This is a genomic window from Haloactinopolyspora sp., assembly GCF_027324685.1.
In the GTDB taxonomy this organism is placed as follows: domain Bacteria; phylum Actinomycetota; class Actinomycetes; order Jiangellales; family Jiangellaceae; genus Haloactinopolyspora.
Map to the genome: position 1 here is coordinate 17202 of NZ_DAHVSH010000012.1, position 26516 is coordinate 43717.

The 26516-nt window shown below is 68.2% G+C and carries 23 protein-coding genes; 18 read left to right on the forward strand and 5 right to left on the reverse strand.

Features of this window, described 5'->3' with window-relative positions; genetic code table 11:
- Positions 1–7: 7 nt before the first annotated feature.
- Complete coding sequence (locus M6444_RS01905) at positions 8–547, forward strand: type IV toxin-antitoxin system AbiEi family antitoxin domain-containing protein (protein WP_298322384.1); 540 nt, start codon at positions 8–10, stop codon at positions 545–547.
- Positions 544–1488: a nucleotidyl transferase AbiEii/AbiGii toxin family protein gene (locus tag M6444_RS01910; protein WP_298322386.1), complete on the forward strand. Its 945-nt coding sequence runs from the start codon at positions 544–546 to the stop codon at positions 1486–1488. Before M6444_RS01905 ends, M6444_RS01910 begins: the two co-directional genes overlap by 4 nt.
- A gap of 29 nt (positions 1489–1517) precedes the next feature.
- On the opposite strand, the gene M6444_RS01915 is transcribed toward M6444_RS01910, so the two are convergent.
- Complete coding sequence (locus M6444_RS01915) at positions 1518–3209, reverse strand: beta-N-acetylglucosaminidase domain-containing protein (RefSeq protein WP_298322388.1); 1692 nt, start codon at positions 3207–3209, stop codon at positions 1518–1520.
- A gap of 24 nt (positions 3210–3233) precedes the next feature.
- Here M6444_RS01915 and M6444_RS01920 point away from each other — a divergent pair, with 24 nt between their 5' ends.
- The 5 genes from M6444_RS01920 to M6444_RS01940 all read left to right on the forward strand — a co-directional run bounded on the left by M6444_RS01920 (position 3234) and on the right by M6444_RS01940 (position 12404).
- The gene (locus M6444_RS01920; RefSeq protein WP_298322391.1) at positions 3234–5096 is read left to right on the forward strand and encodes an MBL fold metallo-hydrolase; all 1863 of its coding nucleotides are present in this window, start codon (positions 3234–3236) and stop codon (positions 5094–5096) included.
- A 13-nt stretch (positions 5097–5109) separates the two neighbouring features.
- Positions 5110–6162 (forward strand): LacI family DNA-binding transcriptional regulator, encoded by a 1053-nt coding sequence (locus M6444_RS01925; RefSeq protein ID WP_298322393.1) that lies wholly within the window; start codon positions 5110–5112, stop codon positions 6160–6162.
- A gap of 523 nt (positions 6163–6685) precedes the next feature.
- The gene (locus M6444_RS01930; protein WP_298322395.1) at positions 6686–7915 is read left to right on the forward strand and encodes an AGE family epimerase/isomerase; all 1230 of its coding nucleotides are present in this window, start codon (positions 6686–6688) and stop codon (positions 7913–7915) included.
- 15 nt (positions 7916–7930) lie between these two features.
- On the forward strand, positions 7931–10489 hold the full coding sequence (locus M6444_RS01935; RefSeq protein WP_298322397.1) for an alpha-mannosidase: 2559 nt from the start codon (positions 7931–7933) through the stop codon (positions 10487–10489).
- Positions 10482–12404: a hypothetical protein gene (locus M6444_RS01940; protein WP_298322399.1), complete on the forward strand. Its 1923-nt coding sequence runs from the start codon at positions 10482–10484 to the stop codon at positions 12402–12404. Before M6444_RS01935 ends, M6444_RS01940 begins: the two co-directional genes overlap by 8 nt.
- 66 nt (positions 12405–12470) lie before the next feature.
- On the opposite strand, the gene M6444_RS01945 is transcribed toward M6444_RS01940, so the two are convergent.
- Positions 12471–13901, reverse strand: coding sequence for a mandelate racemase/muconate lactonizing enzyme family protein (locus M6444_RS01945; RefSeq protein WP_298322401.1), 1431 nt, complete (start codon positions 13899–13901; stop codon positions 12471–12473).
- Positions 13902–14171: 270 nt separating this feature from the next.
- Here M6444_RS01945 and M6444_RS01950 point away from each other — a divergent pair, with 270 nt between their 5' ends.
- The 10 genes from M6444_RS01950 (at position 14172) to M6444_RS01995 (ending at position 21989) form a co-directional block, all read left to right on the forward strand.
- Positions 14172–15128, forward strand: a complete 957-nt coding sequence (locus M6444_RS01950; RefSeq protein WP_298322402.1) for a LysR family transcriptional regulator — start codon at positions 14172–14174, stop codon at positions 15126–15128.
- Between the two features lie 122 nt (positions 15129–15250).
- The gene (locus M6444_RS01955) at positions 15251–15994 is read left to right on the forward strand and encodes an SDR family oxidoreductase (RefSeq protein ID WP_298322404.1); all 744 of its coding nucleotides are present in this window, start codon (positions 15251–15253) and stop codon (positions 15992–15994) included.
- A gap of 21 nt (positions 15995–16015) precedes the next feature.
- The gene (locus M6444_RS01960; protein WP_298322406.1) at positions 16016–16678 is read left to right on the forward strand and encodes an RraA family protein; all 663 of its coding nucleotides are present in this window, start codon (positions 16016–16018) and stop codon (positions 16676–16678) included.
- A gap of 3 nt (positions 16679–16681) precedes the next feature.
- Positions 16682–17635, forward strand: a complete 954-nt coding sequence (locus M6444_RS01965) for a sugar kinase (RefSeq protein WP_298322409.1) — start codon at positions 16682–16684, stop codon at positions 17633–17635.
- A 7-nt stretch (positions 17636–17642) separates the two neighbouring features.
- Positions 17643–18806 carry an NrtA/SsuA/CpmA family ABC transporter substrate-binding protein gene (locus M6444_RS01970; RefSeq protein ID WP_298322412.1) on the forward strand — a complete coding sequence of 388 codons (1164 nt, stop codon included), beginning with the start codon at positions 17643–17645 and terminating at the stop codon, positions 18804–18806.
- Positions 18803–19633 (forward strand): ABC transporter permease, encoded by an 831-nt coding sequence (locus tag M6444_RS01975; RefSeq protein ID WP_298322414.1) that lies wholly within the window; start codon positions 18803–18805, stop codon positions 19631–19633. The genes M6444_RS01970 and M6444_RS01975 overlap by 4 nt, the downstream gene beginning before the upstream one ends.
- A gap of 56 nt (positions 19634–19689) precedes the next feature.
- Positions 19690–20430, forward strand: coding sequence for an ABC transporter permease (locus tag M6444_RS01980; RefSeq protein ID WP_298322416.1), 741 nt, complete (start codon positions 19690–19692; stop codon positions 20428–20430).
- On the forward strand, positions 20427–21215 hold the full coding sequence (locus tag M6444_RS01985; RefSeq protein WP_298322418.1) for an ABC transporter ATP-binding protein: 789 nt from the start codon (positions 20427–20429) through the stop codon (positions 21213–21215). Before M6444_RS01980 ends, M6444_RS01985 begins: the two co-directional genes overlap by 4 nt.
- Positions 21196–21537, forward strand: coding sequence for a hypothetical protein (locus M6444_RS01990; RefSeq protein WP_298322419.1), 342 nt, complete (start codon positions 21196–21198; stop codon positions 21535–21537). Before M6444_RS01985 ends, M6444_RS01990 begins: the two co-directional genes overlap by 20 nt.
- A complete protein-coding gene (locus M6444_RS01995; protein ID WP_298322422.1) occupies positions 21534–21989 on the forward strand; it encodes a 2,4'-dihydroxyacetophenone dioxygenase family protein in 456 nt (151 codons plus the stop codon). The genes M6444_RS01990 and M6444_RS01995 overlap by 4 nt, the downstream gene beginning before the upstream one ends.
- A gap of 26 nt (positions 21990–22015) precedes the next feature.
- Here the strand turns inward: M6444_RS01995 and M6444_RS02000 are convergent, their stop codons facing one another.
- Both M6444_RS02000 and soxR read right to left on the reverse strand, forming a co-directional pair.
- On the reverse strand, positions 22016–23029 hold the full coding sequence (locus M6444_RS02000) for a DUF3800 domain-containing protein (protein WP_298322426.1): 1014 nt from the start codon (positions 23027–23029) through the stop codon (positions 22016–22018).
- Positions 23026–23532: a redox-sensitive transcriptional activator SoxR gene (soxR, locus tag M6444_RS02005; protein ID WP_298322428.1), complete on the reverse strand. Its 507-nt coding sequence runs from the start codon at positions 23530–23532 to the stop codon at positions 23026–23028. Before soxR ends, M6444_RS02000 begins: the two co-directional genes overlap by 4 nt.
- Before the next feature lie 88 nt (positions 23533–23620).
- Here soxR and M6444_RS02010 point away from each other — a divergent pair, with 88 nt between their 5' ends.
- On the forward strand, positions 23621–24598 hold the full coding sequence (locus M6444_RS02010) for a zinc-binding dehydrogenase (protein ID WP_298322430.1): 978 nt from the start codon (positions 23621–23623) through the stop codon (positions 24596–24598).
- Positions 24599–24662: 64 nt separating this feature from the next.
- Here the strand turns inward: M6444_RS02010 and M6444_RS02015 are convergent, their stop codons facing one another.
- Positions 24663–25496, reverse strand: coding sequence for a PP2C family serine/threonine-protein phosphatase (locus tag M6444_RS02015; protein ID WP_298322432.1), 834 nt, complete (start codon positions 25494–25496; stop codon positions 24663–24665).
- Positions 25497–26516 lie beyond the last annotated feature (1020 nt).

Here is a 26516-nt window from a genome sequence, read left to right on the forward strand (position 1 = left end):
TGGTGTCGTGGGCTATCGACGAGATCTGTGGGAGATCGCCGCAGCGCGGCATGGCGTCGTCACGATCTCCGAGGCCGAAGACGCGGGAGTGCCTGCTGTGGAGGTGCGCAAGCTCGCGCACCGCGGCGCGCTGCGTGCCTACGGCCACGGCGTGTACGTACACCGCGATGTGCCTACGACAGAACTGACCCAGCCGGCAGCTGCAGCGGCCCTGGCCGGCCGCGGAGCTTTCTTGCAGCGCGAGGCCGTGCTCGATCTGCTGGGCCTGGGGCAGTTCAACCCGCACCGCATCCGGGTCGCGACTCGCCGCCGAGTACGAAGGACGCTTCCAGAATGGGTCGACCTCGAGGCCCGGGCAGACGTGCCCGATGATGACTTGACGCACTACGAGAGTATCCCGGCGACAACCGTCCCGCGCGCCCTGCGGGACTTGCGCGACAGGATGCCGCCAGAGCGCTGGAAGGCCCTGGTCGATCAAGCCCACCGACGCGAGCTGATCGACGACCACGACGTCGCGGGGCTGAACCAGGAAAGGCGCGCCGGATGAGTGCCGCCGCACCACCGCTGAACACCGCGCAGCTGAACACCAGGCTGGAGGAGACATCGCGTGAGTTCGGGGTTCCTAGCGCCCGAGTGCGCCGAATGCTTTGCACGTTGATCGTGTCCCAGATGCTGCCTGACGCTGTCGTCATCAAGGGCGGTATGGGCGTCAAGCTCCGCATGGGAGAGCGCGGTACGCGTGCCACGGCTGATCTGGACGTTTCCACTGGAGAGCGAGGCGTGGCCTTCGAGGAAGAGTTCCGCGCACGCCTGGCGCAGGGCTGGGGCGTCGTGCCCCCGGCCAAGGGCGCGCTGCGAAAGGATCCTGACGCGCCTGATCGTGTGGCATTCACCGCGGCCCTGAAGACGCAGCGACTGCACGACCCGGGGCTTGCCCGGCCCCAGTATTTGGTGCACCCGTACCGGGTCACACTGTCCTTCCTCGGGCGCGAGTGGGCAGGGTTAGACGTAGAAGTGTCCGACCCCGAGATCGAGCCGGAAGCCCATGCCATCCACGCCATCGATGACGAGCTTGTCGAGCTGAGCGATCGTTTCGGCTTCGGGAACCCGCAGCCGGTACGGCTGATCGACCTCGAATACCAGATCGCACAGAAGGTCCATGCCGTGACCGACCCCGGCTGTGCCCGTCCTCACGATCTCGTCGATCTGCAGCTGCTGTGGAACGCCGGTCCTGACCTGTCCACTGTGCGCGAGTATTGCGTGCGCACGTTCGCGTTCCGCCGCGCGCAACAGTGGCCGCCACTGCCCCTGCGCGTGATGGAAGGGTGGGAGCTCGCATATCAGGAGGCACGGCAAGAGACCGAGACAGGCGGCAGGTCACTCGTTCTGGCTGACATCGCCTCGGCGAGGGATTGGTTCGAACTGGCGATCAGAGATATCGATACGGCTGGCCGGAGCGCCGACGCAGGCTCATCGGAGAACCCATAGCTGGTGTGGCGCGCGAATCGCCGTCTCGCTCACGAATCGAGCGCGTTGCGGGCAAGCGGCAGTACGACGTCGTGCAGCACGTTCTGCTCGCAGGCCTCGGCGGCGGCTAGTGCCTGCTCCACCGCCTCGCGACCCGACGACGAGGGCGAGTTCAACTGGTCAAGAGCGGCAAGACCAGCCCGGCCGACAGCCGCCTGAGCACGTAGCCACGGCGCGACCTCACGTTCGAGCCGCCCAGCCGGCTCACCGGCTGGTTCCTCGTTGATCATGGCCGTGAACGCATCCCGGAGTCCGCTCTCGGCCACCGCCCGATCACTGCCACCAGCCATGAGCGCCTCGATCCACGCCGACAGTTGCGGCGCTCGGGGCGCGGACGGCGGCCAGGTGCGACACGATTCGACGAGCCGCCGGATACGACCGGTGTCCGGAACGACCTGCAACGCGCGCGCATGAGCGGCGTCGGGGTCGTAGGCGCCCAGGTTCCACGCCCAGTCCGCGACGGTGGCCAGTGCGATCTCCGACGCGGCTTCGTGCGGCATCGGGTTGGCGGTGATACCGACGAGTTCCGAACCAGCCACCTCGGTGGTCCGGCCGACCAGCGGACCGAGGAACAGCCGCGCGAAGTCGAAATCGTTGACCGGAAAGTTGTCCCACAGCAGTAGCCGATGGCCGTAGCTCGCCGCCGCCGCGTCGATCTCGGCGCGGGTGATGTCGCCGACGACGATGTCACGTCCGGTCCACCAGACGAGGACGTCATCGGGAAGCTCGCGGGTGAGGTGCTCGCGGTAGGGCGAGCTCTGCGTGCCCGCGTAGTCGGTGGGCACCATGATCAGCGGCCGCTGCGCGCCATGTACGTGTCGGAATCGCTCCTGCACCTGGGCACACACCGCAGCGTGGGCGCGGGCCGACGAACCGGGTTCGGAGCCGAAGGCGGCGACGTCGGCCTCGTGCTCCAGCTCCGGCGGGATGTCGTCGAACAGCAGCGCGATGTCGCGAACACCGACCTTCCAGACCTGCTCGAGTTTGCGCACGAGCAGGTCCACCTCGGCCGGATCGCTGTAGACCATCGACAGCCCGGGCGAGACGGAGAACACGAAACGCACGTGCCGGCGCTCGGCGAGCGCCACCAACTCGCCCACGCGAGCCAACTCCTCGTCGGGATAGGGCTCGCGCCACTGCTGGCGATGGTACGGGTCGTCCTTGGGCGCGTAGACGTAGGCGTTGAGCTTGTGCCGGCCGGCGAAGTCGAGGTGTGCCAGCCGATCAGCGTGCGACCAGGGCGGACCGTAGAAGCCTTCGATCGTGCCGCGCCAGGCGAGGTCCGGGTGGTCGTCGATCTCGATCCGGGGCAGGTGGTACGTGCCGTCCCCGGCGTCGCGGACCAAGGCCAGCAGGGTCTGCGTCCCGTAGAACGCGCCGGCCGAGTCGGCCCCCACGACCGTGGCAGTCGGCTCGTCGTCCGTTCCGGCAACGGTCAGACGGTAGCCCTCGGCCGGCAGATCGCCCGAGCCGTCGACGGTGACCTCGACCACCAACTCGTTCGGTGATCGATGGCGCTCCGTGGTGGCCATGGGAGCCGAATCGCGCCAACGATCACCGAAATGCTCCGCGCCGCGAACCGAGGCGAACGACACCTCGCCGGAGCCCAACCTGACCTGCTGCGGAGTCGGAACGAGACGGGATACTGCGGCTTCGCGAGAGCCAGAGAACGGCGTCGACATTGTGGGAACGATACCATCGGGCCCATGCACCCAACGGTCTCGGAAGTCGCGCCGGGCGTGTTCCGCGTACGGGACACCTGCCACGTCTACGTCATCCGCGCCGCCGCCGACCCGACGGAGCCAGACGCCCTACCCACGGGAATCGCCATCGACTTCGGCTCCGGCGCCGTGCTCGACCATCTCGACGCCATGGGCATCGGGCGCCTCACCGATGTCCTGATGACCCACCACCATCGTGACCAGGGCCAAGGGCTGCCCAAGGCGGTCGAAGCCGGTATCGCCATCCACGTGCCGCCGGTGGAACAGGACCTGTTCGCCCACGCGGACGAGATGTGGTCGTCGCGACCGATCGTCAACGACTACAACCTGCGCCAGGACAAGTTCTCCATCCTGAACTCGGTGCCGGTGGCCGGGCTCGTGCCCGAGTACCGAACCGCCGACTACGGCGGAGTCCGCGTCCGCGTGCTCCCGACGCCCGGGCATACGACCGGGTCGGTCACCTACGTCGTCGAGGCCGAAGACGGACGGACGCTCGCCTTCACCGGCGACTTGATCTACGCGCCGGGCAAGGTGTGGTCACTGGCCGCGACGCAGTGGTCGTACACCGAGAACGAGGGCCCGGCGATGACGGTGCTGAGCTGCTACCAGTTGCTCGACGAGCCCCTGGACCTGCTGCTGCCGTCGCACGGCGAGCCGATGCCCGAGCCGCGGCACGCGCTCGAGCTGCTGGCCGAGCGGATGCAGCGCTACGTCGACTCCCGACGGCCACAGCCGTGGGATCTGCGTGACCGCCTGGACAACCCGTTCGTGGAGCTGACCCCGCACCTGCTGTTGAACCGGACCAGCAACTCGTGCTCGTACGTGCTGCTGTCGGACACCGGGAACGCGATGATCATCGACTACGGCTACGACATGACCACCGGGCTGCCGGCCGGTACCGACCGCGCGTCCCGGCGGCCGTGGCTGGCGTCGTTGCCGGCGCTACGCAAGCACTACGGCGTGCGACGAGTCGAGGTGGCCTTGCCCACGCACTATCACGACGACCACGTCGCCGGGATCCCGCTGCTGCACGCGGTCGAGGGCACCGAGGTGTGGGCACCGGCCAACGTCGCGCCGATCCTGCGCCAACCGGAACGCTACGACCTGCCCTGCCTGTGGTACGACCCGATTCCGGTGGATCGCGAGCTCGCTGTCGGAGAGCCGTTCACCTGGCGCGAGTACGAGATCGTGGTGCACGAGTTGCCCGGGCACACGCTCTACGCCGCGGGCTTCGAGTTCGACGTCGACGGCGTCACGGTGATGGTCACCGGCGACCAACAGGACGGGCTCGGCATCCCCGGCCAGAAACGCGAGATCCTCAACTACCAGTACCGCAACCTGTTCCGGATCGAGGACTACCGGCGCAGTGCCGCCTTGTACCGGAAAGTGGCGCCCGGGCTCATGATCAGCGGTCACTGGGAGCCGCGATGGGTCGACGACGCCTACCTCGACATGCTGACCGACGAGGGCGAAGAGCTCGTCCAGATTCACCACGAGCTGTTGCCGCTGGACGAGATCGACTTGGGCGCCGGTGGCGTCATGGCGAGCATCGCGCCGTATCGCGGTACCTGCGAGCCCGCGGGTACCGTTCATCTCGATGTCACGGTGCGCAACCCGTTGCCGGACGACGCAGAAGCCTTGGCACGAATGGTGCTGCCGGCGGGCTGGGCCGCGGACCCGGAGGACCTCGTCCTCCCGCTGCGGGCCGGCGCGGAGACCACCGCGTCCGTGGTGGTCACCACCGACGCAACCCTCCGGCGCCGGGCTCGTGTCGCGGTCGATCTCACCGTCGGTGACGTGCGTTTCGGCCAGCATGCGGAAGCGTTGATCGACGTGGTTCAGCACTGAAGGGGGCGGATCGGTGAGCCGGAAGGGCAATGACGCGGCGGCAGCCGCCGGCGGAACGGTCCGCCGCGCGACCATCAAGGACGTGGCCGAGGCCGCGGGCGTCTCCAGGTCGACAGCCTCGCGCGCGCTCACCGGCCGCGGCTACGTGGCCACTGACGTACGTGAGCGAGTCCTGGACGCCGCGCGCGAGTTGCGCTACGTGCCCGACGCGACGGCTCGCTATCTCAAACAGCAGGTCAGCCTCTCTCTCGGTGTCCTGGTCTCGGACCTGCGGAACTCTTTCTACGCCCGGCTCGCGGCCGGCGCCGGTGCTGCCGCGCGCGGCCAGGGCTACAGCATGGTGCTCGCCGAGGACGGCGGATCGGTCGAGGCTCAACTGGAGGCGGCTGAGACGTTCGTAGCCATGCGGGTGGCGGGGGTGGTCGTCACGCCGGTGTCGGCCGACGTCAGTACTTACTTGTCCCGGCATCGGATTCCGGTCGTGGAGGTCGACCGCCAGTTCGCCGCCGGGGACGTCGACGCCGTCGTCGTCGACAACCATCACGCCGCGCAGCGCGTCACCCAGCGCCTCATCGACCTCGGACACCGGCGGATCGCGCTGTTCATCGACGAGACGACGTGGACCACCGGCCGCGAACGACACTCCGGCTACCACGCCGCCCTGTCCGAGGCCGGCGTCCCGCTGGACCCCGACCTGGTCGTGTCATCGGGTTGGGACGTGGAGGCTGCACACGCCGCCGCGGTCGCCTTGCTGCAGACCGATCGCCGGCCTACGGCCGTGTTCGCGGCCAACAACGTCCTCGCCGAGGGCGTCTGGCGCGCGGCCAACGACCTCGCCTTGTCCATCCCTGCCGACGTCAGCCTCGTCTCGTTCGACGACGCTCCGTGGATGAGCCTGGTCACGCCGGGACTGACCGCAGTCGCCCAAGACGAGTCCGCCTTGGGTGAGACCGCCGTGCGCCGCCTGCTGGAACGCATCGCCGCGCCGGACTCCGCGCCGCTGACGGTGATGATGTCGACCAAGATCGTCGACCGCGACTCGATCCAGGCGCCCGCAGCCGACTGACCGCACACCGGGCGTAACCCGTCGTGATGCGTATGTGGGACGAGCAATCACCTCGGTGATCTTGCGCTGTGCGGGTGCGGTGCTGGGTCTGTTTCAGGGTTGGCATATGGGAACGATCTCGCCCATGAGCGCAGCGCGTGCTTCTGCGACGCTGTCAAGGGAGAGACCCGTTCGTCCTGCAGGTCTCGCCCACAGGGCACGACCACGAGGTGAACGAGGGCCGGACTGAGTTGACGCACCCCCGCACCCATTGCCATGATGCCGGAGATTGCTGGGATCGATCCCAGTAAGCATTGTGCGGCGTTGCCGCACGTCGTAGGCGCCAGCTCGTTCGGCCGAGGCAGGGAGCGTCGATGGTGCGGAGGCGGACCGCATGCGGCGGCGTCGGCGACAAAGCCTGCGCTCAGCGCCACGTCATCGAAGGCATCGCGACCCAGGGGCGCAAGGGCTGACCACGCAGACCGACGACATCAGGCTGGTGCACCGGTGCCGGCCGTGGGAGAGACGGAGACCAACCACCCGCATGGACGACCACGTGAATCCGGACGAGGAAACGACGGCCGGGATCGGCCAAGCGAAGCGACTGCTCGACTTCGCCCGCGGCGCCCTCCTCGAGTCCGGCGGGTTCGGCTACCTGGATATGCGAGGCGGGGTCGACCCCGCGTATCCGCTCGAATCGTTCATCACCGCGCGGATGACCTACTGTTTCAGCGTCGGCTGCCTGATGGGATACCCCGACGCGCCGCGCTATGCCGCTCACGGCGTCGATGCGCTGGCCGGGATGTTTCGCGACCCCGCCCACGGCGGTTACGTCGTCTCGTTGGCCGACACGGCCGAGTCCCGCCGCAAGGCCGCCTACCAGCACGCCTTCGTCGTGTTGGCCGCCTCGGCCGCGGCGGCGGCCGGCGTGCCCGGCGGTGACGACCTGCTCGCCGACGTGCTGGACGTCGTCGACCGGTATTTCTGGTCCGAATCCGACGCCGCCCTGGTCGAAGGGTGGGACCAGGCGTTCACCGTGCGCGAGGAGTACTGGGGCTCCAATGCGAACATGCACGGGGTGGAGTCGATGCTCGCCGCCTACGGCCACACCAGGCAGCCGCTATGGCGCGATCGCGCCACCGCGATCGCCGACCATTTCATCAACCAGCGCGCGCGGCACGCCGACTGGTTGCTTCCCGAGCACTACGCGCCAGACTGGACGGAGCTGCGCGACTACAACCGCGAGCGCCCGAACGACGAGTTCCGGCCGTATGGAGTGACCATCGGGCATCTGTTCGAGTGGAGCCGGCTCCTGCTCGAGCTGGCCTCGACCTATGACGCACCGCCGCCGTGGCTGGCCGAAGCGGCCGGCCATCTCTACGACACCGCGGTGACCCTCGGCTGGGCCGCCGACGGAGCACCGGGCTTCGTCTACACCGTCGATTGGGACGGCAAACCCGTAGTGACCCAACGCCCGCATTGGGTGGTGGCCGAAGCCATCGCCGCCGCGGGCACCTGGCGGCGGCGGACCGGGCTGGCCAGGTACGCCGACGATCTGAACCAGTGGACCGACTACGCCCGACGGCACCTGCACGACCCCGTGTACGGCAGCTGGCACCACGAACTCGACCCGTCGAACCAGCCGGCGAGGACGATGTGGACCGGCAAACCGGACGTCTATCACGCGCTGCACGCCGCGCTGATCCCCGCGCTACCGGTGGCGGAGAGCACGATCCGACGGCTCGCGCTCACCGCCACCACGGATTCGACTTGATCGACAGGAGATCGCATGACCGCCGAACGACCCGCTGAGCCGAAGCGGCCCATCGCCACCCCGGACCGCACGGTGCACATGGTGGGCAACGCCCACCTGGATCCGGTGTGGTTGTGGCCATGGCAGGAGGGCTATCAGGAGGCCCGCGCGACGTTCCGCTCGGCCATCGAGCGGATGAAGGAGTATCCCGATTTCGTGTTCACCTGCGACCAGGTGGTGCTGCTGGCGTGGGTGGAGGAGTCCGACCCGGAACTGTTCGACCAGATCAAGCAGCGCATCGCGGACGGCCGTTGGGTCATGACCGGCGGCTGGTGGGTCGAGCCGGACTGCAACATGCCCGGTGGCGAGTCGTTCGCCCGGCAGGGCCTGTACGGGCAGCGGTACCTGTACGAGAAGTTCGGCGTGACGGCCAGCGTCGGCATGAACGTCGACCCGTTCGGCCACAACGCGATGTTGCCGGCCATCTTGCGTGGGCAGCGGATGGACTCTTACTGCTTCCTGCGGCCCGGCCCGCACGAGAGCGACCTGGACGGCACCGCGTTCTGGTGGGAGTCGCCCGACGGCAGCCGGGTGCTCGCCTACCGGATCCCGTTCGAGTACTGCAGCCCGCCCGGTGACGTCGCCGGGCAGACGGAGAAGTCGCTCGGCCAGCTCGATCGCTCGCTGGGTGACGTCATGATCTTCTACGGTGTCGGCAATCACGGCGGTGGGCCGACGAAGGCGAACATCGAGTCCATCTACCGTCATGACCGGATGGGCTCGTTCGGGAGGCTGACGATGTCGTCACCGCGGCGCTACTTCGACGAGCTGATCGCCCGCAAAGGTCGCGAAGGCATGGACGAGTTGCCGGTGTGGCGCGACGACCTGCAACACCACGCGGCCGGGTGCTACTCGGCGCATTCCGGTATCAAGGCGTGGGTCCGGCGTGCCCAGGCGGCGTTGTTGTCCGCCGAGCGGTGGGCCGTCATCGGCTCGGTGACGAACGCGCTGGCCTACCCGCGAGACGAGCTCGGCCACGCGTGGAAGCAGCTGCTGTTCAACCAGTTCCACGACGTGCTGCCCGGGTCGGCCATCGAGACCGCCTACGACGACGCCCGCGACCAGCTGGGCGAAGCGGTCGCGATCTCGAAGCGGATCATGACGAGGGTGCACAACGTGCTCGCCCGCGACGTCGACATTCCGATGGAAGCCGGGACGCAGCCGGTCCTCGTGTTCAACCCGCATCCGTGGCCGGTGATCACCGACGTGGAGCTGCAGTACGGCGTCCAGCCCACCGGTGTGCACGTCGTGGACGCCGAGGGGCGACGGACGCCGTCCCAGCCCACCCAGTCGGTGGCCACCACCGACGACAAGGGCCGCGGGGCAGCGGTGTTCCGGGCCGAGGTGCCGCCGCTGGGGTACCGGCTCTACCGGCTGCGCCCGGGTGCGGCGCCGCACGACGCGCCGTGGAGCGCCCAGCCGCCCGGCCTGCTGCGCGCGACGGAGACGACGCTGGAGAACGACGTGCTCCGCGCTGAGTTCGACCCGTCGACCGGCTGGTTGACCAGCCTGTTGGACAAGCGGACCGGCGCGGACGTCGTCGCCGGCGCTCGAGGTGAGCACACGCAGGTCAGCGAGGACCCCACCGATACGTGGGGGCACCGGGTCATCTCCTACGCCTGGCCGGGCGAGGCGATGCGCACCACCCGGATGGTGCTGCGTGAGACCGGGCCCGAGCGCGCCCGCCTGCGGGTCGAGCGCGCGTGGGGTCGCTCGACGATGGTGGAGGAGTTCATCCTGCGCCAGGGCGTGGACGAGCTCGAGGTCCGGGTGACCATCGACTGGCGCGAGCAGGCACACCTGTTGAAGCTGCGGTTCCCGACGGCGCTGACCGAGCCAGAAGGCACCTACGAGATCCCGTTCGGCACGTTGCCCCGGCCGGTGGACGGCGCCGAGGAGCCGGGTCAGTCGTGGGTCGACCTGACCGGGGCCGTCGGCGACGCACGGGCCGGACTGGCGGTGGTGAACAACGCCAAGCACGCCTACGACGTCTCGCCGGCAGCCCAGGACGGCTCGACCACGCCCAGCATCGGCATCACCGCCGTACGCAGCCCGGTCTACTCCTGGCACGACCCCCGTCTGCTCGACCCCGACGGCTTCTACTCCTTCCAGGACCAGGGCGTGCAGACCTGGCGGTACCTCCTGGTGCCACACTCCGGTGACTGGCGCACGGCCGGGCTCACCCGTCGCGCGGCCGAGTTGGGCGCGCCCGTGCGGGCGATGCTGGAGAGCTTCCACGACGGTTCTCGCCCGGCTCAGGACAGTTTCGCCGCCGACGGATCGGGGCAGGTCATGGTCACCGCGCTCAAGGGTGGGGAGGACGGCGATGCCGCGGCTCCGGACGTGATCGTCCGCGCGGTCGAGACCACGGGCGCTCCTACGCGCGCCCGCATCGACCTGCCGTTCGTCGGCCGCACTGTGGAGGCCGACTTCGGCGCCAGCCAGATCCGGACGTTCCGCGTCCCACGCGACCCGCAGGAGCCGGTCCAGGAGGTCGACCTGCTGGAGTGGGCCGTGGACGACGCCGATGGCTGAGGACCGGCCGCGCTTCGGCCTCGAGGTGCTGGACGCCGACGGCGCGGTGCTCGCCGCTGTCGGCCGGGCCACACCCGGCGAGGTGGTCGTCGGACCGCTGACCGTCACCGTCGAGGTCGGCGAGCCGGACGCTGCCGGGCTGGCGCCGGTCACGCTCGACGTCACTGCAGGCGGTGATCCCTTCACCGGGCATCTGCGCCTCGTGGCCGGGGTCGACGACGCCTCGGACCCGTGGTGGCTGATCCCGGGGCTGTTCTACGGCGAGAACCGGCCGGCGGCGTGTGAGCGCCGGTTTCCCCGGTTCGAAGTCGGCGCGGCGGACGCGGCCGGGATGGTCAGCGACCACTGGTCGTTCCGCTCCGATCGCGCCGCGACGCCAGCGGTCTTCGCCTGGGGGGAGGGCGGCGGTGTCGTCGTGCTCACCGCGGAGACGTCGGCGTGCGGGCTGACCGGCGTCGGGTTCGACCACGCCGGTACCCGCGCCCGTGCCCACGTCGTCTTCCCGTTCCGGGAGGATCCGGTGACGTACTACGGCTCGAGCGCACCGCTGCCGGCGACCGCGGCGAGCTACACCTGGCGCCCGGGCGAGCGGGTTCGACTGTCGGCCTCGGTCGGGACGCTTCCGGCACAGCGCCATGGGTACGCGCCGGTGCTGCGTTCGGTGTACGAGGCGAACCGGCACGCGCATCCGGTCGAGCCGTGGTGCACGCTCGAGGACGCTGCGGCGATCGCCGCCGAAGGCTTGGTGCGCTGGCACTACGACCCTGACCCGGGGGTGCTGCTCGAGACCGTCGGATTCGATCGCGAGGTCACCGGCCGCGACGGGCAGCGCGTCGACCGCCAGGCCATGCATGTCGGCTGGGTGAGCGGCATCCCCTGGGCTTACGCCCTGCTGGCCCACGGGCGACGGGTCGGCGCGGCCGACGAGGTCGCCGCTGCCGAGCGGGTGATCGACTTCATCTGCTCGCAGCTGTCGCCGTCCGGGACGTTCTGGGGGCGGTGGGAACGTGGCCGCGGCTGGCTGCAGAGCTGGACACCGCTACGCGGCGGGCTACACGCTCGCACACTGGGTGAGGCGACGCTGTTCCTGCTGCGCGCCCTCGACCTCGGTGACGACGTCGCCGCCGCTCATCCCGCCTGGGTCACGGCGGTACGGTCGAACCTCGACGTCGTGTGCACACGGCAACGATCCGACGGCAACGTCGGGTCGGTCCACCATGCCGACGACGGCCGCGTGCTGTCGTGGGCCGGCGCTTCCGGGCTGACCTGGGTGGCGGCGTTCGCCGCGGCACAGCGGTGGGACGACGACGGCCGCTATCTCGCCGCAGCCATCCGGGCCGGCGAGTACTACGCGCGCTTCGTCGAAGCCGAGTTCATCCACGGCGCCCCTGAGGACGTCGACCTCGCCCCCACCTCCGAAGACGGCTACGCGGCGGTGATGGCCTACGTCGCGCTGCATCGCCGCACCGGCGAGCAACGCTGGCTCGATCTCGCCCGCCGGGCCGCGGACTGGATGCTCACCTTCCGCTACACCTACAACGTGGACTTCGCGCCGCGCACGATGCTCGGCGCGTACGGATTCGCCACCCGCGGCGCGGACCAGGCATCACCGTCGAACCAGCACCTGCATGCCTATGGTTTGGTCTGCACCCGCGAGTTGATCGAGCTGGCCGAGGCGTGCGGGGATCAGTACTACCGCGAGCGGGCCGACGAGGCTCTGGCGTGCTTCCGCCAACTGCTGCCGCGCGAAGACGGTGAGCTCAACGCCTACCGTGGCATGATCACCGAGCGCTACTACCAGACGGCGTGCTTCCAGCCCAAAGGCATGCTGCTGACGTTGTCGCACGCATGGAGCGCAGGCGTGCTGCTGGTGGGGTGTGAACAGGCGCTGGACGCTACCGGGAGCCGCCCATGATCAGGTGAGTTGCTCCGGGTGACCACGGGCGAACGCACGTGATCATGGGCGGTTGGTTCCTCCTGGTCAGCTCCAGAGCCGGTCGTGGGAGACCTTGAAGTCGTTCCACTCGTCGGTCTTCGCGAAGTACTTCTCGCCCTTGGCGAGGTGCTCCTTGACGACCTTTTCGACCAGCTCGAGACCGAGGCCCGGCGCATCGCCGACGTTGTAATAGCCCTTGTCGACCAGCGGCTTGGGCAGCCCTGTCACCAGGTCCTCCCAGAACGGCACGTCAGCGGAGTGCTGCTCCAGCGCCATGAAGTTCTGGGTGGCTGCGGCGACGTGGGCCGCGGCCATCGCACCGATCGGCGAGCCGGCGTAGTGGATGAACATCGGGATCTGGTACGTCTCAGCGAGGTCGCCGATGCGCTTGGTCTCCAAGATGCCGCCGGCGGTGGCGATGTCCGGGTGCACGTAGTCGACCGCGCGCTGTTCCAGCAGTGGCTTGAACCCCTCGACGCCATAGATGTCCTCCCCGGTCATGGTCGGGATGTCGACCGCGTCGGTCACTTGCTTGAGCTCCTTGATGTGGTGCCAGGGCTGGATGTCCTCCACATAGGCGAGGTTGTACTCCTCCAGCCGCTTGGCCAGCCGCACGGCACTGTTGGGGCCGAAGTGGCCGGTGTGGTCGGTACCGAGCGGGATCTCCCAGCCGATGCGGTCGCGCATCACCGCGAAGTACTTGGCCATCTCCTCGATGCCCTTCTCAGTCAGCTCGATACCGGTGTAGGGGTGCTCGGTGGAGCCGTAGCTGTCGGCCGGCGGGTCGAGGTTGTATTGCCCGAGGTCGCCCCATGGTCCGGCGCCGGTGAGCGTGCCGGGGATGTCCTTGATCAGCTCGATGCCGACGTCCATCTTGACAAAGGTGTAGCCGAACTTCTTGATCTTCGTGGCCATCTGGTCCGCGTACTCTTCGGGGGTTTTCGACCCCGCGGTGTCGGTGTAGAGCCGAACCCGGTCGCGATAGCGACCGCCCAGCAACTGCCACACGGGCACCTCGTACGCCTTGCCGGTCAGGTCCCACAGCGCCATCTCGACCCCGGAGACACCGCCACCCTGCCGCCCATGGTGCCCGAACTGCTTGATGATCTTGAAGCATTTCTCGACGTTGCACGGGTTCTCGCCCAGGAGCCGCGCCTTGAGCATCAAGGCGTAGCGCTTGTCCGCGTCGTCGCGCACCTCCCCGTAGCCGCTGATCCCTTGGTTGGTGTCGATGCGCACGATCGGACTGGTGAACGGCACCCCCTTGACGACGGCGACACGCATGTCGGTGATCTCGAGCTTGCTGGGGGAGCTGTTCCGGTTGACGTTTCGGGTACTCTCCGACACCTGGTCCTCGATCGGCTGGTCCAGGATCGACGCGAGCGAGACTCCGGCCAGTCCGGCTCCGGCTGCTTGCAGTACGGAGCGACGACCGACCGGCCCGGTCACCGTGCCTACGCGTTTGAACGGGGACATGGACGTACCTCCCAAGTTCGACGTGGGCTGATCACATCGGTATCGACGCACGCTGACAAGAACGATTTCGGAATGGTCCGATCGGGTAAGCAGATACTGCTGGCTCGTACGTGCTTTTCACCCGTGAATACCACGACCACAGGTTTCACTTTCTGAATCAGAGCATTCGCATTCCGGATTGTGGCCACCAATTGCCATTCGGTTCACAAGGGCGCAACAATCACGTAACCCCATCACCGCTGCAGTTTCGCGACGAGAGGTGATCGCCCCGTGCACCCCCGGCTGAGGCTCGAGTGGCTGGTCTCGTTCCTGGCAGTTGTCGAAAGCGGCGGCTTCGGCGCCGCCGCAGAGGAAACTCACCGTTCACAACCGCGAGTCAGCAGTCACGTGGCCGCGCTGGAGCGGACGGTCGGAGTGTTGCTCTTCGATCGGCGTAAGCGCCCGGTCGAACTCACCCAGGCTGGAGCCGCGTTCGCGCAGCACGCGCGAGCGGTGCTCCGGCGGATCGACGTCGCCGAAGAGGACATGGCCGAATGGCGCGGCGGGTCCCGCGGTCTGGTCCGCCTCGGCAGCTATCCCAGCGCCAGCTCCGCGTTCGTCGCGCCCCTGCTCGTCCAGGTCGCGAAAATGGCGCCGGAGGTCAACGTCTCGCTGATCGAACGTTCCACGCTGGAGCTGGATCAGGCCAGCGTACAAGGCGAGATCGACCTGTACATCCGTCCCATGCAACCGCCACCGCCCGACGGTGTCCGGACTCATCTGCTGTGGCGGGAGGACACCGTGTTGGTGGCTCCTGAAGGACACCCGCTGGTAGCCAACCGGGCCGACAGCACACCCGTCGAGATCGCCGACTTGGTCGACCATCCGTTGATCTCCATCGGCCATCTCGAGGAATCCGACCCGCCGTCGTTCGAGACCTACGCGTCGTTCCGCGCCGCCAACGCCGTCCTCGAACCGGTGCAGGCCACCAATCAGCCCCAGACCCTGGTCAGCATGGTCCGCGAAGGGCTCGGCCTCGGTGTCACGAACCGGCTCGCCGTGCTGATGACCGATACCACCGGCGTCCGGCTGCGCCAGATCCGCGCCGCTCACAATCGAGAGGTGGCCGTGTGTTGGGTCGATGACGCGGTTTTTTCGGCATCGACCGCCGCGCTGCTGGACATCATCAGGTCCGCGCCCCTTCCGAGCGGAACCAAGCCGGCACGGTTGCATCATTCGGTTCGCTGATCGCGCCATACCGAACTCGACCTTCACCCGAGTGACTGACCTCACTTAATGTCTGCGAAAGACATTTCGCCAACAGCCTGGAGCAGGATGGAATGGCACTGTCAAATCACGGCCCACGCGGCATGTCCTTCGATCTGACCGGCTGTACGGCGCTCGTCACCGGTGCTTCCGGAGGTATCGGAGGGGCCATCTCGCGGGCCTTCGCCGACGCCGGAGCAGAACTGGTCTTCGTCATCGAACCCGGCCAGGACGCTACCGTCCGAGGCTGCGGCGAAGGGATCCGGGATGTGGTCCCGCTCGACCTGGCGAGCCACGAGGGTCGTTCGGACTCGCTCGGGGCACTCGTCGAGAAGCATGCGGTCGACATCGTGGTCAATGCGGCCGGCCGGATCACCCGCGGAGCGTCAGAGAGTTTCGAGGACCACGACTGGTACGACGTCATCGAGGTCAACCTCCACGCGGCGTTCGATGCGTCTCGTGCAGCGGGACGGGCGATGATCGCCCACGGGCGCGGCGGCAAGATCATCAACATCGCGTCGCTGCTCAGCTTCCAGGGCGGGATCAACGTCGCGTCCTACGCCGCCAGCAAGCACGCGTTGGTCGGCCTCACGCGTGCTCTGGCCAACGAGTGGGCGGGCTACGGGATCAACGTCAACGCGATCGCTCCCGGCTACGTCGAAACACCGTTGGCCGCGGCCCTGCGGCAGGATCCCGAGCGCTACGACGCCATCACCGCCCGCATCCCGGCCGGGCGCTGGGCCAGCCCCGACGACATCGGCGGCGCAGCAGTCTTCCTCGCCTCAGCCGCTTCGGACTACGTGCACGGTCACGTGCTCGTGGTCGACGGCGGCTGGATGGCTCGCTGATACCGGACACGAGAGGACAGCATGACCGACCAGACCTATTCCGCAGACACGATCCGACGATTCGCCGGGATCACCACGGCCTCGATCGCCGACGCCGTGGAACAGCAGGGCGAACGCGGTTACCTCGACGGCCGGATCCGACAGATGTTGCCGGGGCAGGGCCGCCTCGTCGGCCCGGCGGTGACCGTCCTGGAGGTGCCGGCCGACGACGCAGGCGGCCCGGCGCACGCGCTGCAGGCGATCGACGAGTCGCCGGCCGGCAGCGTGCTGTGCATCGCTGCCGGAGGTGCGGACGTCGCCGCCTTCGGCGGTCTCATGGCCGCCGGCATGGTCGTCAACAAGCTGGCCGGCGTGGTGGTCGATGCGGGTGTTCGCGACAACGAGGAGATCGCTCGGGACTACCCTCAGTTGCCGGTCTATGCAGCCAGCCGGGTAGCGGCCACCACGGTCGGCCGGATCCGGACCGTCTCTCGCAACGAGCCGGTCGAGCTGGGCGGGGTGACCGTCCACCCGGGTGACTTGATCGTCGCCGATTCGGACGGGGTGGTGCGGGTCCCGGCGGCCCTCGTCCAGGCGGTGCTCGAAGCTGCCGAGCTGATCGAGCAGCGGGAGGCCGAGCAGACGCGCTTGATCCTCGAAACCGGGTCTCTGCGCGGCGGGATCGAGAAGTACGGTCGGGTCTGAGCGATGGATCTGATCGCTCTCGGCGAGCCGCTCCTGGAGATGAATGCTCCGGAGGGCCATGACCTTGCCACGGCGCCACACTTCGCCGTCGGCTTCGGCGGCGACACCTCCAACGCCGCCATCGCCGCCGCACGGGCTGGCGCGGCGACCGGATACGTGACCCATATCGGCGACGACCAGTTCGGGACCGCGTTCTGCGATCTGTGGGAACGCGAAGGTATCGACATCTCTGGTGTGGTGCGTAAGCCCGGCGGCCGCACCGGGGTCTACTTCATCTCCCGCGACCCCGCGCACAGCGCGTTCACCTACTACCGGGCCGGGTCGCCCGCGAGCCTGATGGGCCCCGGCGACGTCCCCGTCGACCTGGTCCGATCAACGCGTGCCCTACACGTGTCCGGCATCACCCAAGCCATCAGCACGTCGTCGTGCGACGCGGCGTTTCACGCGATGCGGGTGGCGAAAGAGGCGGGCAGGTTGGTGTCCTACGACCCCAACCACCGGCCGGCCCTGTGGGCGACCGATCGGGCCCGCGCCATCGTCGCCGCCAGCGTCGAGATCTGCGACGTGGTGCTGCCGAACCTGGAGGAGGGACGGCTGCTCGCCGGAACCGAGGACCCGAGCGAGGTGCTGGACTGGTTCGTGCGCCGCGGCCCGGACATCGTCGCCCTGACCATGGGCGCTGACGGCGTGCTGGTCCACCATCAGGGCGACACCGAACACGTTCCGGCGTATCGGGTCGAGCCCGTCGACAGCACGGGCGCCGGGGACACGTTCGACGGCGCGTTCTTGGCGCGGCTGCTCGACGGTGCCGCTCCGATGGCTGCTGCTCGCTACGCCGTGGTCGCAGCCGCACTGGCCACGCAGGGCCACGGCGCCGTCGACCCGATTCCCGACCGCGCGGCGGTTCTCGCGTGCCTGTCGGGACCCGACATCAGCCCCACTCCCGTCGAGAGTTAGGAACAGCATGGCCACGAGATCCCGTGTCACCCGACTGCTGATCGCCGCGCCGGCGCTCTTGCTGATGGCGGGCTGCGGTGGCGGAGCGACCGTCGACGACGACGTCGCAGGCGGAGGCGACGGCGACGGTGACGGTGGCGGTGCGAGCACCGAACTCACCTCGGTTCGCGCCGGATACGTCTCCGCGATCGATCAGATCGGCCTGCCCGTCGCTGTCGAGACCGGCTACTTCGAGGACGAAGGCCTGGACGTCGAGCTGGCGCAGCCCTTCCCGACCGGGGTCGACGTGCTCAATGCTCTGCAGTCCGGCGAGGTCGACATCGTCCAGGTCGGCACCCCGATGATCTCCGCCGCACAGAAAGGCGACGACCTGGTCCTGCTGGGCAACTACACCGGCTCGGCCTCGCAGGGAAACATCGACGAGACGATGGGCGTGGTGGCCAAGGCGTCGTCCGGCGTCTCGGGCACCGACTTGTCCACGCTGGCCGGTAAGCGGATCGGCGTGTCGATCGGCTCCATCAACCATCTCTACCTACTCGGCCTGCTCGACGACGCCGGGCTGGACGTCTCCGACGTCGAGATCGTCAACACCGCGCCGCCGGACATGGCCGTCGCGCTCGAAACCGACGGCATCGACGTCGGCATCATCTGGGACCCCTGGCCGATTCAGGCGGTCAAGCAGGTCGAAGGGGCCGAAGAGATCCTGCGCGGGGGTGGCTACATCCCCTTCATCGGCTACCAGATCACCACGCGTGAGTTCGCCGCAGAGAACCCCGAGATCATCAAGAGCTACCTCACCGCGCGAGCCGCCGTCGACCAGTGGATGCGGGAGAACCCCGACGACGCCGCCGAGTCGGCCACCCGTTGGCTTCCGGGCACCGAGGTGGACGTGGCCACCGAAGCGATGAAGTACAACATCACGCAGCTCGACCCGCGATTGAGCCAGTGCAATGTGCTGGCTCTCGACACCGTCAGCCAATTGCTCGCTGAACAGGACGCCGTGGAGCCTGGCTTCGACGCGGCGGCGTATTTCGATCCCGCGCCGATTCTCGACGTGATGGAGGACCGCCCGGAACTGTTCGAAGATCTCCCGCCGATCCCGGACGGCGCCGAGCTGACCGGTTCCGACGTGACCTATGACCGTGCTGCGGCGGAACAGGCCTGCGCGTGACCGCAACCGCGCCCACGACCACCCCGAGGATCGGCCGGACCCGGCGGCGGGCCCGGCCGTCCCGGCTGGCCGCCGCATTCTGGTTCGTCGTCCCGTTCGTTCTCCTGCTGGCGATATGGGCGGTGACGATCGCCGTCACCGACACGCCGCTGCGTACCTTCCCGCAGGTCAACGACGTGGTGGGCGCGATCGGCGACATGATCGCCTCCGGTGATCTGGCCCGGCACCTGGGGGCCAGCCTGGCCCGCATCGGCATCGGTGCCGCCATCGCGTTGGTCACCGCGATCCCCTTCGGTGTGGCGCTGGGCGCGAGCCCGATGTTGTCGGCGTTCTTCTCCCCGTTGCTGCGCTTCTCCGTCGCTCTCGCGGGCATCGCCTGGATTCCGATCGCGACCCTGTGGTTGGGGTACGGCAACGGTGCGGTGATCTTCATCGTCTGGAACGCCATGTTCTTCGCGTTGACCTACAACGCGTTGCTGGGCGTCCAGCAGATCCCCGAGCAATTGCTACGTGCCGCCCGCTCGATGGGCACCGGACGGATCCGGATCTTCTGGGAGGTGCTGCTGCCCGGCGCGCTGCCGAGCATCGTCACCGGGTTGCGGATCGGTCTCGGCTACGGCTGGCGGGGCCTGGTCGCGGCCGAGATCATCGCCACCAATGCCGGACTGGGTTACGCGCTGTTCCTTGCGCAGAGCCAGTTCGACACCGACGTGATCGTCGCCTCGATGGTCATCATCGGCATCCTGTGGCTGCTCATGGACCGGCTGCTCCTCGCCCCACTGGAGCGGCGCACGGTCGAGCGATGGGGCATGAAGGCGGTGTCGTGATGCGGATCGCGGCGCGCGTTTTCGCGCACCCCGTTGTACGTACCCTCGGCCCCTTCGTGCCCGTGGTGCTGTTGTGGTGGCTGATCGCCCGATCGGGCATCGTCAACGAGTCGTTCTTCGCCGGCCCCGGCGTGGTCTGGTCGGAGTTCATCGACCTGGTCCGGAAAGGGATCTTGCCCAGCTACCTGTCCGACTCGGTCACCCGGTTGGCGTACGGGGTGGGCTTCGGGCTGCTGCTCGGTATCCCGCTGGGCTTCCTGGTGGGCCTGAACCGATGGGCTCGTCGGCTGACCTGGCCGGTGCTGATCTTCTTTCAGGCGATCGCCGACATCGCATGGCTGCCGATCGTGATCGTGTGGTTCGGCTTCAGCCTGACGGCGGTCACGTTCGTGATCGTCTACACGATCGTGTTCCCGTTGACGCTGGGTGTGGTCGCCGGCGTCGACCAGGTTCCCGACGAGCTCGTTCGAGCGGCCCGGAGTATGGGCGCCAGCCGCTTCCGGGTGTTCCTCGAGGTCATCGTGCCCGGCTCCCTGCCGGCCGTGGCCAGCGGCATCCGTACCGGTCTCGGTTATGGCTGGCGGGCCCTGATCGCCGCGGAGATCATCGTCGGGACGAGCGGGATCGGCTTCATGATGTTCGACGCCCGACGAGTGGGAGACGTCGCCGAGGTCTTCCTGGGCATGATCATTCTGGGCATCTTGTGGTACGCGCTGGACGCCTTGGTCCTGGCGCCCTTCGAACAGGCGACGGTCGAGCGGTGGGGAATGGTGAGGCAGGTGGAGACGACCCGATGACGGCAATGGTGATCGACAATCTGCACAAGCGGTACGTGGACCGTTACACCGGTGAAGAGATCGTCGCCATCGGTGACGTCTCGTTCTCGGTGCACGAGGGCGAGTTCGTGTCCATCCTCGGCCCCAGTGGGTGCGGCAAGACGACGGTCCTCAACATCGTCGCGGGCTTCATCGAGAAGACCCGGGGCACGGTGACCGTCGGCGGCACCGAGGTGACCGCCCCCGGGCCTGATCGCGGCGTGGTGTTCCAGAGCCACGCCCTCTTCCCGTGGAAGACCGTCCTGGGCAACGTCACGTTCGGGCTGCGGATGAAGGGGATGGACAAGGCCCGACGCGAGCAAGCCGGCCGCGACGTCCTCGAGCTGGTGGGCCTGTCCGGATTCGAGCGGAAGTACCCGCACGAGCTCTCCGGTGGAATGCAGCAACGTCTCGGAGTTGCCCGGGTTCTGGTCAACGAGCCGGCCGTGATGCTGATGGACGAGCCGTTCGCGAGCATCGACGCGCAGACGCGGCGCAAGCTCCAGCAAGACCTCACGGCGTTGTTCGAGCTGCGCCGCCCGACCGTCTTCTTCGTCACCCACGACATCGAGGAGGCCGTCTTCCTGTCCGACCGGGTCGTCGTGCTGTCGGGCCGGCCGAGCACGGTGCGCGACATCGTCGAGGTCCCATTGCCGCGGCCGCGAAACTGGCACGCGGCGGTGGAGAGTACGGACTTCCGTACGACCGTGACCCGCATCGAGAGCCTGTTGTCCGGGGAGGAAGCCCATGTGGGCGACGGCAGCTGACCTGCTGCGGACCCGGCCCGTCCGATCGATCCTGGTCGTTGTCGTGGTGGTGGCAGTCTACCAGGTCTGGATCACCGTCCAGGCCGGCGGCAAGGTGGCTGACGACGTCGGGAGCGATCCGGGTCCGAACGGCCGCTTCGAGATCGACGTCCACCTCGGTTTCCCACCGGAACGCTTTCACATCCTCAAGCTCCAGGACCACGGACGCATCACCGGAACGGATGGCGACGTCGTACACCTACGGTCGGTGTCCCCGGCCGGGGTCGACGCCGTCGCCAGATGGTATTGGATCGACAAGATCACGGCAGGAGAGAACTCGTGACCACACTTCAGGACATGCTCGTGCTCGCCGACCGGGTGCCGTGGGTTCCCCAGGGCTCCGACCGGGTCTGGTTCAAGCCCTTGCGGATCAACACCACCACCGGCCGCTGGACCAACATCTTGAAAGTCACCGAGAGCGGAGTCGTCAACCGCCACCGACACCTTTCCGAGGTCGAGGGGTACGTCCTGCAAGGGCGATGGCACTACCTCGAGCACGATTGGCAGGCCGAGCCGGGTTCGTTCGTCTTCGAGCCCCCTGGTGACGTGCACACCCTGGTGGCCGACGTGGACGGGGACGAGCCCATGCTCACGCTGTTCACCATCTACGGCCCGATCGAGTACATGGACGAGAACGGCGAGTTGGCCTACGTGGAGACCGCCGAGACCAAGATGAAGCGCTACCTGGATCACTGCCGCGACGCAGGTATCGAAACCGTCGACCTGGACTTCTGATCTCTTCCGGTCGCGGCGGGGCCGGTTCAGGCCGAGGCGCTCGATGCGGGGCGGCACAACAGCGACCAGCTGCGGTTGTCGCCCCAAGTCGACGTTGCGTCGACGTAAGGCTGCAGGAGCGCGGTCAGTTCGGCGTCGCCGTGGCCGTTGAGCTCGTCCTCGGCGATCCGGCGCGCGACCCCGGCCAGAAAATCGGCCAATTGGACGCGTGCGTCGAAGCGTGAGTCGGCCAGTCGCAGGCTCGACAGTCGCCGCGACGCTGCCGGGTCGGCGGGTTCGCCTCGGGCGCCGTCGATGATCTGCCGCAACTGGACGATGCGTTCGTCGGTCAGGCTGTTCTGCTCGTCGTGCACGATCGACACCGGCACGCCGTCGGCGCTCCAGTACGCGACCGTCTGGACCAGTGCGGGGATCAAGGGATCGAGCACCGGCATCGCCGTCGGGTCGTCGGCGCGGCTCGCTCGCCAGGCCTCGGTTCGCGGTCGGCAATGCCGGAGCAGCGCGACGAGGCCGGCCGGGCCGTCCGGCGTCGGGCCGACGAAGGCGAGGTGGTCGATCGCGTCGAAGAGCGCCTGCACCGACGACTCGACGTCGTCACGGTGTTTGGCCCGCATCACCTCGTTGGATGCCTCCAGAAAGGTCTGCCACCGGGCGCCGAACAGCTGGGGACCCTCGCGGTACAAGGCGGCGGCTGCGGCGGGGTCGCCGAGCAGTACGTCAGCCACACGGTTCACCAGCAGCGCCGGTTTCTCGATCAGCTGCACCTGCGCACGGTCGTGAATCGGGCCCGTCGATCCGAGCAACCACATCAGGACCGATCGGTGCTTTTCCCGGAGTAGGTGATTCGCCTTGTACTCGGTGGCCGGTGATCGGATCCGGTCCCGGATCTCGACGATCGCCTCGGCCGCCGTGCTTGCGTCGAGCCGGACCCCGGCGTGGGCGAACACGTCGGTGTTACCACCGATGAGTCGTTCACCTTCGGAGCCCGATTCGTCACAGGCCACCTCGAGGGCTGCATCGGCCGAGGTCGCGGTGGTCATCGCGACACCGTCTCGGCGACACCGCCATCGGATGAGCCGGACTGTTCGGCGTCTTCGAGGAGCCTGCGCGGCCCCGGCCCGTGCTCACCCAGGACATCACGCTTGTTGGCCAGCGAACAACGACTCAGCGACAGACAGCCACAGCCGATGCAGTCGGTGAAGTCGTCACGCAGCTGTTGCAGGCGCTTGATCCGCTCGTCGAGCTCGTCTCGCCATTCCCTGGAGAGCCGCTCCCAGTCCTCCTGAGTGGGGGTCCGGCCATCCGGCAGGCTGTTCAAGGCTGCTGCGATGTCGGCCAGCGGGATGCCGACGCGTTGTGCGATCCGGATCAGCGCGACCCTGCGCAACATGATGCGTGGATACCGGCGTTGATTGCCCGAGGTCCGGCGGGCTGAGATCAGGCCTTGCCGCTCGTAGAAGTGCAACGCCGACACCGCGACGCCGCTGCGCCGGGACATCTCACCGACCGTCAGTTCGGACTTCTTCCACGCGGGCGACTCCATGCGTTGCCCTTCTCTTCTCTCACGACGTTGACCTGAATCAAAGTTCAGGTTCTAGCGTAGTGGCGAGTGTCGATCAAAGGAGCCCACCATGTACGCGATCAGGTTGCACGAGTTCGGTCCGGCCGAGAATCTCGTGTACGAAGACGTACCCGACCCGCAGGTGACGGACGGGCAGGTGGGGATCGCGGTCGAGGCCAGCGGGGTCCATTTCATCGACACCGTACAGCGAGCCGGTTCCGCGGAAGGACCACTGGCCGTTCCGGAGCTGCCGACCATTCCCGGCCGGGAAGTCGCCGGCACCGTCGACGCCGTCGGCGCGGGGGTCGACCCGAGCTGGTTGGGCCGGCGCGTGGTGGCCCACCTCGGTCCGGTGCCCGGGGGCTACGCCCGCCGCGCCGTCGTGGCCGCATCGGCGCTGCACGTGGTGCCCGACGACGTGGGCGCCGATGCCGCCGTGGCGATGATCGGAACCGGTCGCACCGCGCTCGCCGTGCTCGACACCGCGGCCATCACGTCGGACGACGTGGTGCTCGTGACCGCGGCTGCTGGTGGGCTGGGCTCGCTGTTCGTGCAAGCCGGCCGACGCGCCGGGGCGGTGGTCGTCGGCGTGGCCGGGGGACCGGACAAGGTCAGACAAGTGACGAAGCTGGGTGCCACCCACGCCATCGACTACCTCGACGACGACTGGCCGAGTCAAGTGACCGCCGCGGTCGGTGACCAGGCCGTGAGCCTCGTCCTCGACGGCGTCGGCGGCGACCTGGGCCGTTCCGCCTTCGACCTGCTCGGCGCCGGCGGCCGGCTGGTGATGTTCGGGAGCTCGTCGGGACAGCTGATCGAGTTCACCTCGCTCGATCTGATCCAACGCGGACTCACCGCCACGTGGGGCCTCGGCGCGAAGCTGACCCGCCGGCCGGGCCTGATGCGTGAACTCGAGACGCGGTCGCTGGCCGAGCTCGCCGCCGGCCGACTGGTCCCCGTCGTGCAGCGCTTCCCGCTGGAACGTGCCGCCGATGCGCACGCGGCGCTGGAAGCACGGCGTACCACCGGCAAGGTGGTCCTGGTCTGAGCCTCGCGGCGGGTAGCGGCGGGTGACTGGCGGCGGGCGGCCGGGCGAGACCGGCTGCCGGCTGTCAGCGGGGCGCGTCGTCGCGCCTCGACTGCCCCTCGTGGTGCGACGTCCCAGCGCCTGCGACCGCGCCGACCAGGTAGGCCTCGGCGGTGTCGTCAGGCTGCGGCGGGCTGTCGGTCTCGACGACGTCGGCGAGCACGACCGTCACGTTGTCCGGCCCCCCGGCCTGCAGCGCCAGGCTCATCAGCCGGTCCGCGGCCGCTTCGACGCCGCCCGGCGCGTCCAACGCGGCGCGCAGGTCGTCGTGGCCGACCACGTCGGACAACCCGTCGCTGCACAGCAGGAATCGATCGCCCGCCTTCACATCGAGCATCACGTAGTCCGGCTCGATGGGCTCGTCGCCCTGCAGCACCTTCGTCACCACCGCCCGAGCCGGGTGAACGCGGGCGTCGTCGACCGAGATCCGCCCGTCGTCGACCAGCGCTTGGACGAACGTGTGGTCGCGCGTGATTTGGACCAGTTCGTGGTCGCGCAGACGGTACGCGCGGGAGTCGCCGATGTGCGCGAGCCCGAACCTCGACTTGTTCCACAGCAGCAGCGTGGCGGTCGTCCCCATGCCCCGCAGTTTCGGATCGCTGTCGACCAGTTGCCGGATCCGGTCGTTGGCCGCGTGCACCACCGCTGCCAGCGCGTCGAGGGTGTCCCGGCCATCCGGTGGCAGATCAGCCTGCACCAACTCGTCGACGGCGGCCTGGCTGGCTACTTCGCCCGCGGCATGTCCGCCCATGCCGTCGGCGACAGCGAGGATGTAGGGGCCGGCGTAGCCCGCGTCCTCATTCCCCTCTCGGACCAACCCGGCGTCCGAACGCGCGACATATCGCAGCGTCAAGGGCATACGCCCACCTCCCCACCCCGCCGTGGTGTCGTGGACCGATGGTGCGAATCTCGTCGGTCGCTCCACACATCCTCGTCGTGATTCATTCGCCAACTGATCAATTCCCGGATCGTAACGGTGCAGGCATCGTTCCTCGCACGCAGGCATCGCGTAACGAACGCCGCGGATGTTTCGCGTTTCAGCGCTGGGCTCGACGTGACCGGGCTGTGCGGGTGGTAGTGGAGCGGACTCGGGTGGACGGGGGCTGGTGGGTTACGCGCACCCCTGGAGGGACGTGCACGTCTGGGACCTGCACCTCTGCGACCTGCACGTCTGGAGCAAGCCTGCACTTCTGGAGGGTTGTCCACCCATCCTGGCGCCCGGAAGCGTGGATAACCCTCCAGAAGTGGGCGAATCACGAGGTTTCGGCGCTGGATCGGCGGAACGGCCCTGGTTGCCTGGGTCGTGCTGATCGTCGTGCGACGAAGTGCGCGGGGCCTCGGCGGTCGTGATGATCGTCGTGCGGGCATCTGCCGATTCCGCCGATCGTGATGATCGTCGTGCAAGAAAGTGCGCGCTATACCGGCATTGTCCACCACGACGATCTTCACGACCGCCGGTATCGGTCCCTGTTCACACAACGATCTGCACGACCAGTCTTCGCCATCTGCCTCCGCGATCTGCCCACGCGATCGGCGTCCCCGACCAGCCTCCGCAACCTCCCTCTGCGATCGGCGTCCTCGATGGCATTCGCGACCAGCCTTCGCAACCGAATATCGCGCGGCCGAGCTTCGCGGCCAACTCCCGCGATCGGTTCCGGCCCACGCAACCGGGAGGCCCTCGCCTCGATTCTCGCTCTGGGGCTCGTCCGCACGCCTCGTGCGTCACTGCTGGTCCCAGCGAACACCGGTTGTCCACAGCCGCGTGACGAGCGCGAAGTTGTCCACATTTCGCCGATCTGCCCATGCCGCGCTCGCTTGCGCCGAGCAAGCCTGAGGGAACGCCGGGTCGATCACCCGGTGACACCACCCGAAAGGATCC

Excerpts from the sequence above, each read along its gene's own strand:
- M6444_RS01910 (WP_298322386.1), top strand. The coding sequence starts at position 544 with ATGAGTGCCGCCGCACCACCGCTGAACACCGCGCAGCTGAACACCAGG.
- M6444_RS01915 (WP_298322388.1), bottom strand. The coding sequence starts at position 3,209 with ATGTCGACGCCGTTCTCTGGCTCTCGCGAAGCCGCAGTATCCCGTCTC.
- M6444_RS01920 (WP_298322391.1), top strand. The coding sequence starts at position 3,234 with ATGCACCCAACGGTCTCGGAAGTCGCGCCGGGCGTGTTCCGCGTACGG.
- M6444_RS01930 (WP_298322395.1), top strand. The coding sequence starts at position 6,686 with ATGGACGACCACGTGAATCCGGACGAGGAAACGACGGCCGGGATCGGC.
- M6444_RS01935 (WP_298322397.1), top strand. The coding sequence starts at position 7,931 with ATGACCGCCGAACGACCCGCTGAGCCGAAGCGGCCCATCGCCACCCCG.
- M6444_RS01940 (WP_298322399.1), top strand. The coding sequence starts at position 10,482 with ATGGCTGAGGACCGGCCGCGCTTCGGCCTCGAGGTGCTGGACGCCGAC.
- M6444_RS01945 (WP_298322401.1), bottom strand. The coding sequence starts at position 13,901 with ATGTCCCCGTTCAAACGCGTAGGCACGGTGACCGGGCCGGTCGGTCGT.
- M6444_RS01955 (WP_298322404.1), top strand. The coding sequence starts at position 15,251 with ATGTCCTTCGATCTGACCGGCTGTACGGCGCTCGTCACCGGTGCTTCC.
- M6444_RS01960 (WP_298322406.1), top strand. The coding sequence starts at position 16,016 with ATGACCGACCAGACCTATTCCGCAGACACGATCCGACGATTCGCCGGG.
- M6444_RS01965 (WP_298322409.1), top strand. The coding sequence starts at position 16,682 with ATGGATCTGATCGCTCTCGGCGAGCCGCTCCTGGAGATGAATGCTCCG.
- M6444_RS01970 (WP_298322412.1), top strand. The coding sequence starts at position 17,643 with ATGGCCACGAGATCCCGTGTCACCCGACTGCTGATCGCCGCGCCGGCG.
- M6444_RS01985 (WP_298322418.1), top strand. The coding sequence starts at position 20,427 with ATGACGGCAATGGTGATCGACAATCTGCACAAGCGGTACGTGGACCGT.
- M6444_RS01990 (WP_298322419.1), top strand. The coding sequence starts at position 21,196 with ATGTGGGCGACGGCAGCTGACCTGCTGCGGACCCGGCCCGTCCGATCG.
- M6444_RS02000 (WP_298322426.1), bottom strand. The coding sequence starts at position 23,029 with ATGACCACCGCGACCTCGGCCGATGCAGCCCTCGAGGTGGCCTGTGAC.
- soxR (WP_298322428.1), bottom strand. The coding sequence starts at position 23,532 with ATGGAGTCGCCCGCGTGGAAGAAGTCCGAACTGACGGTCGGTGAGATG.
- M6444_RS02010 (WP_298322430.1), top strand. The coding sequence starts at position 23,621 with ATGTACGCGATCAGGTTGCACGAGTTCGGTCCGGCCGAGAATCTCGTG.
- M6444_RS02015 (WP_298322432.1), bottom strand. The coding sequence starts at position 25,496 with ATGCCCTTGACGCTGCGATATGTCGCGCGTTCGGACGCCGGGTTGGTC.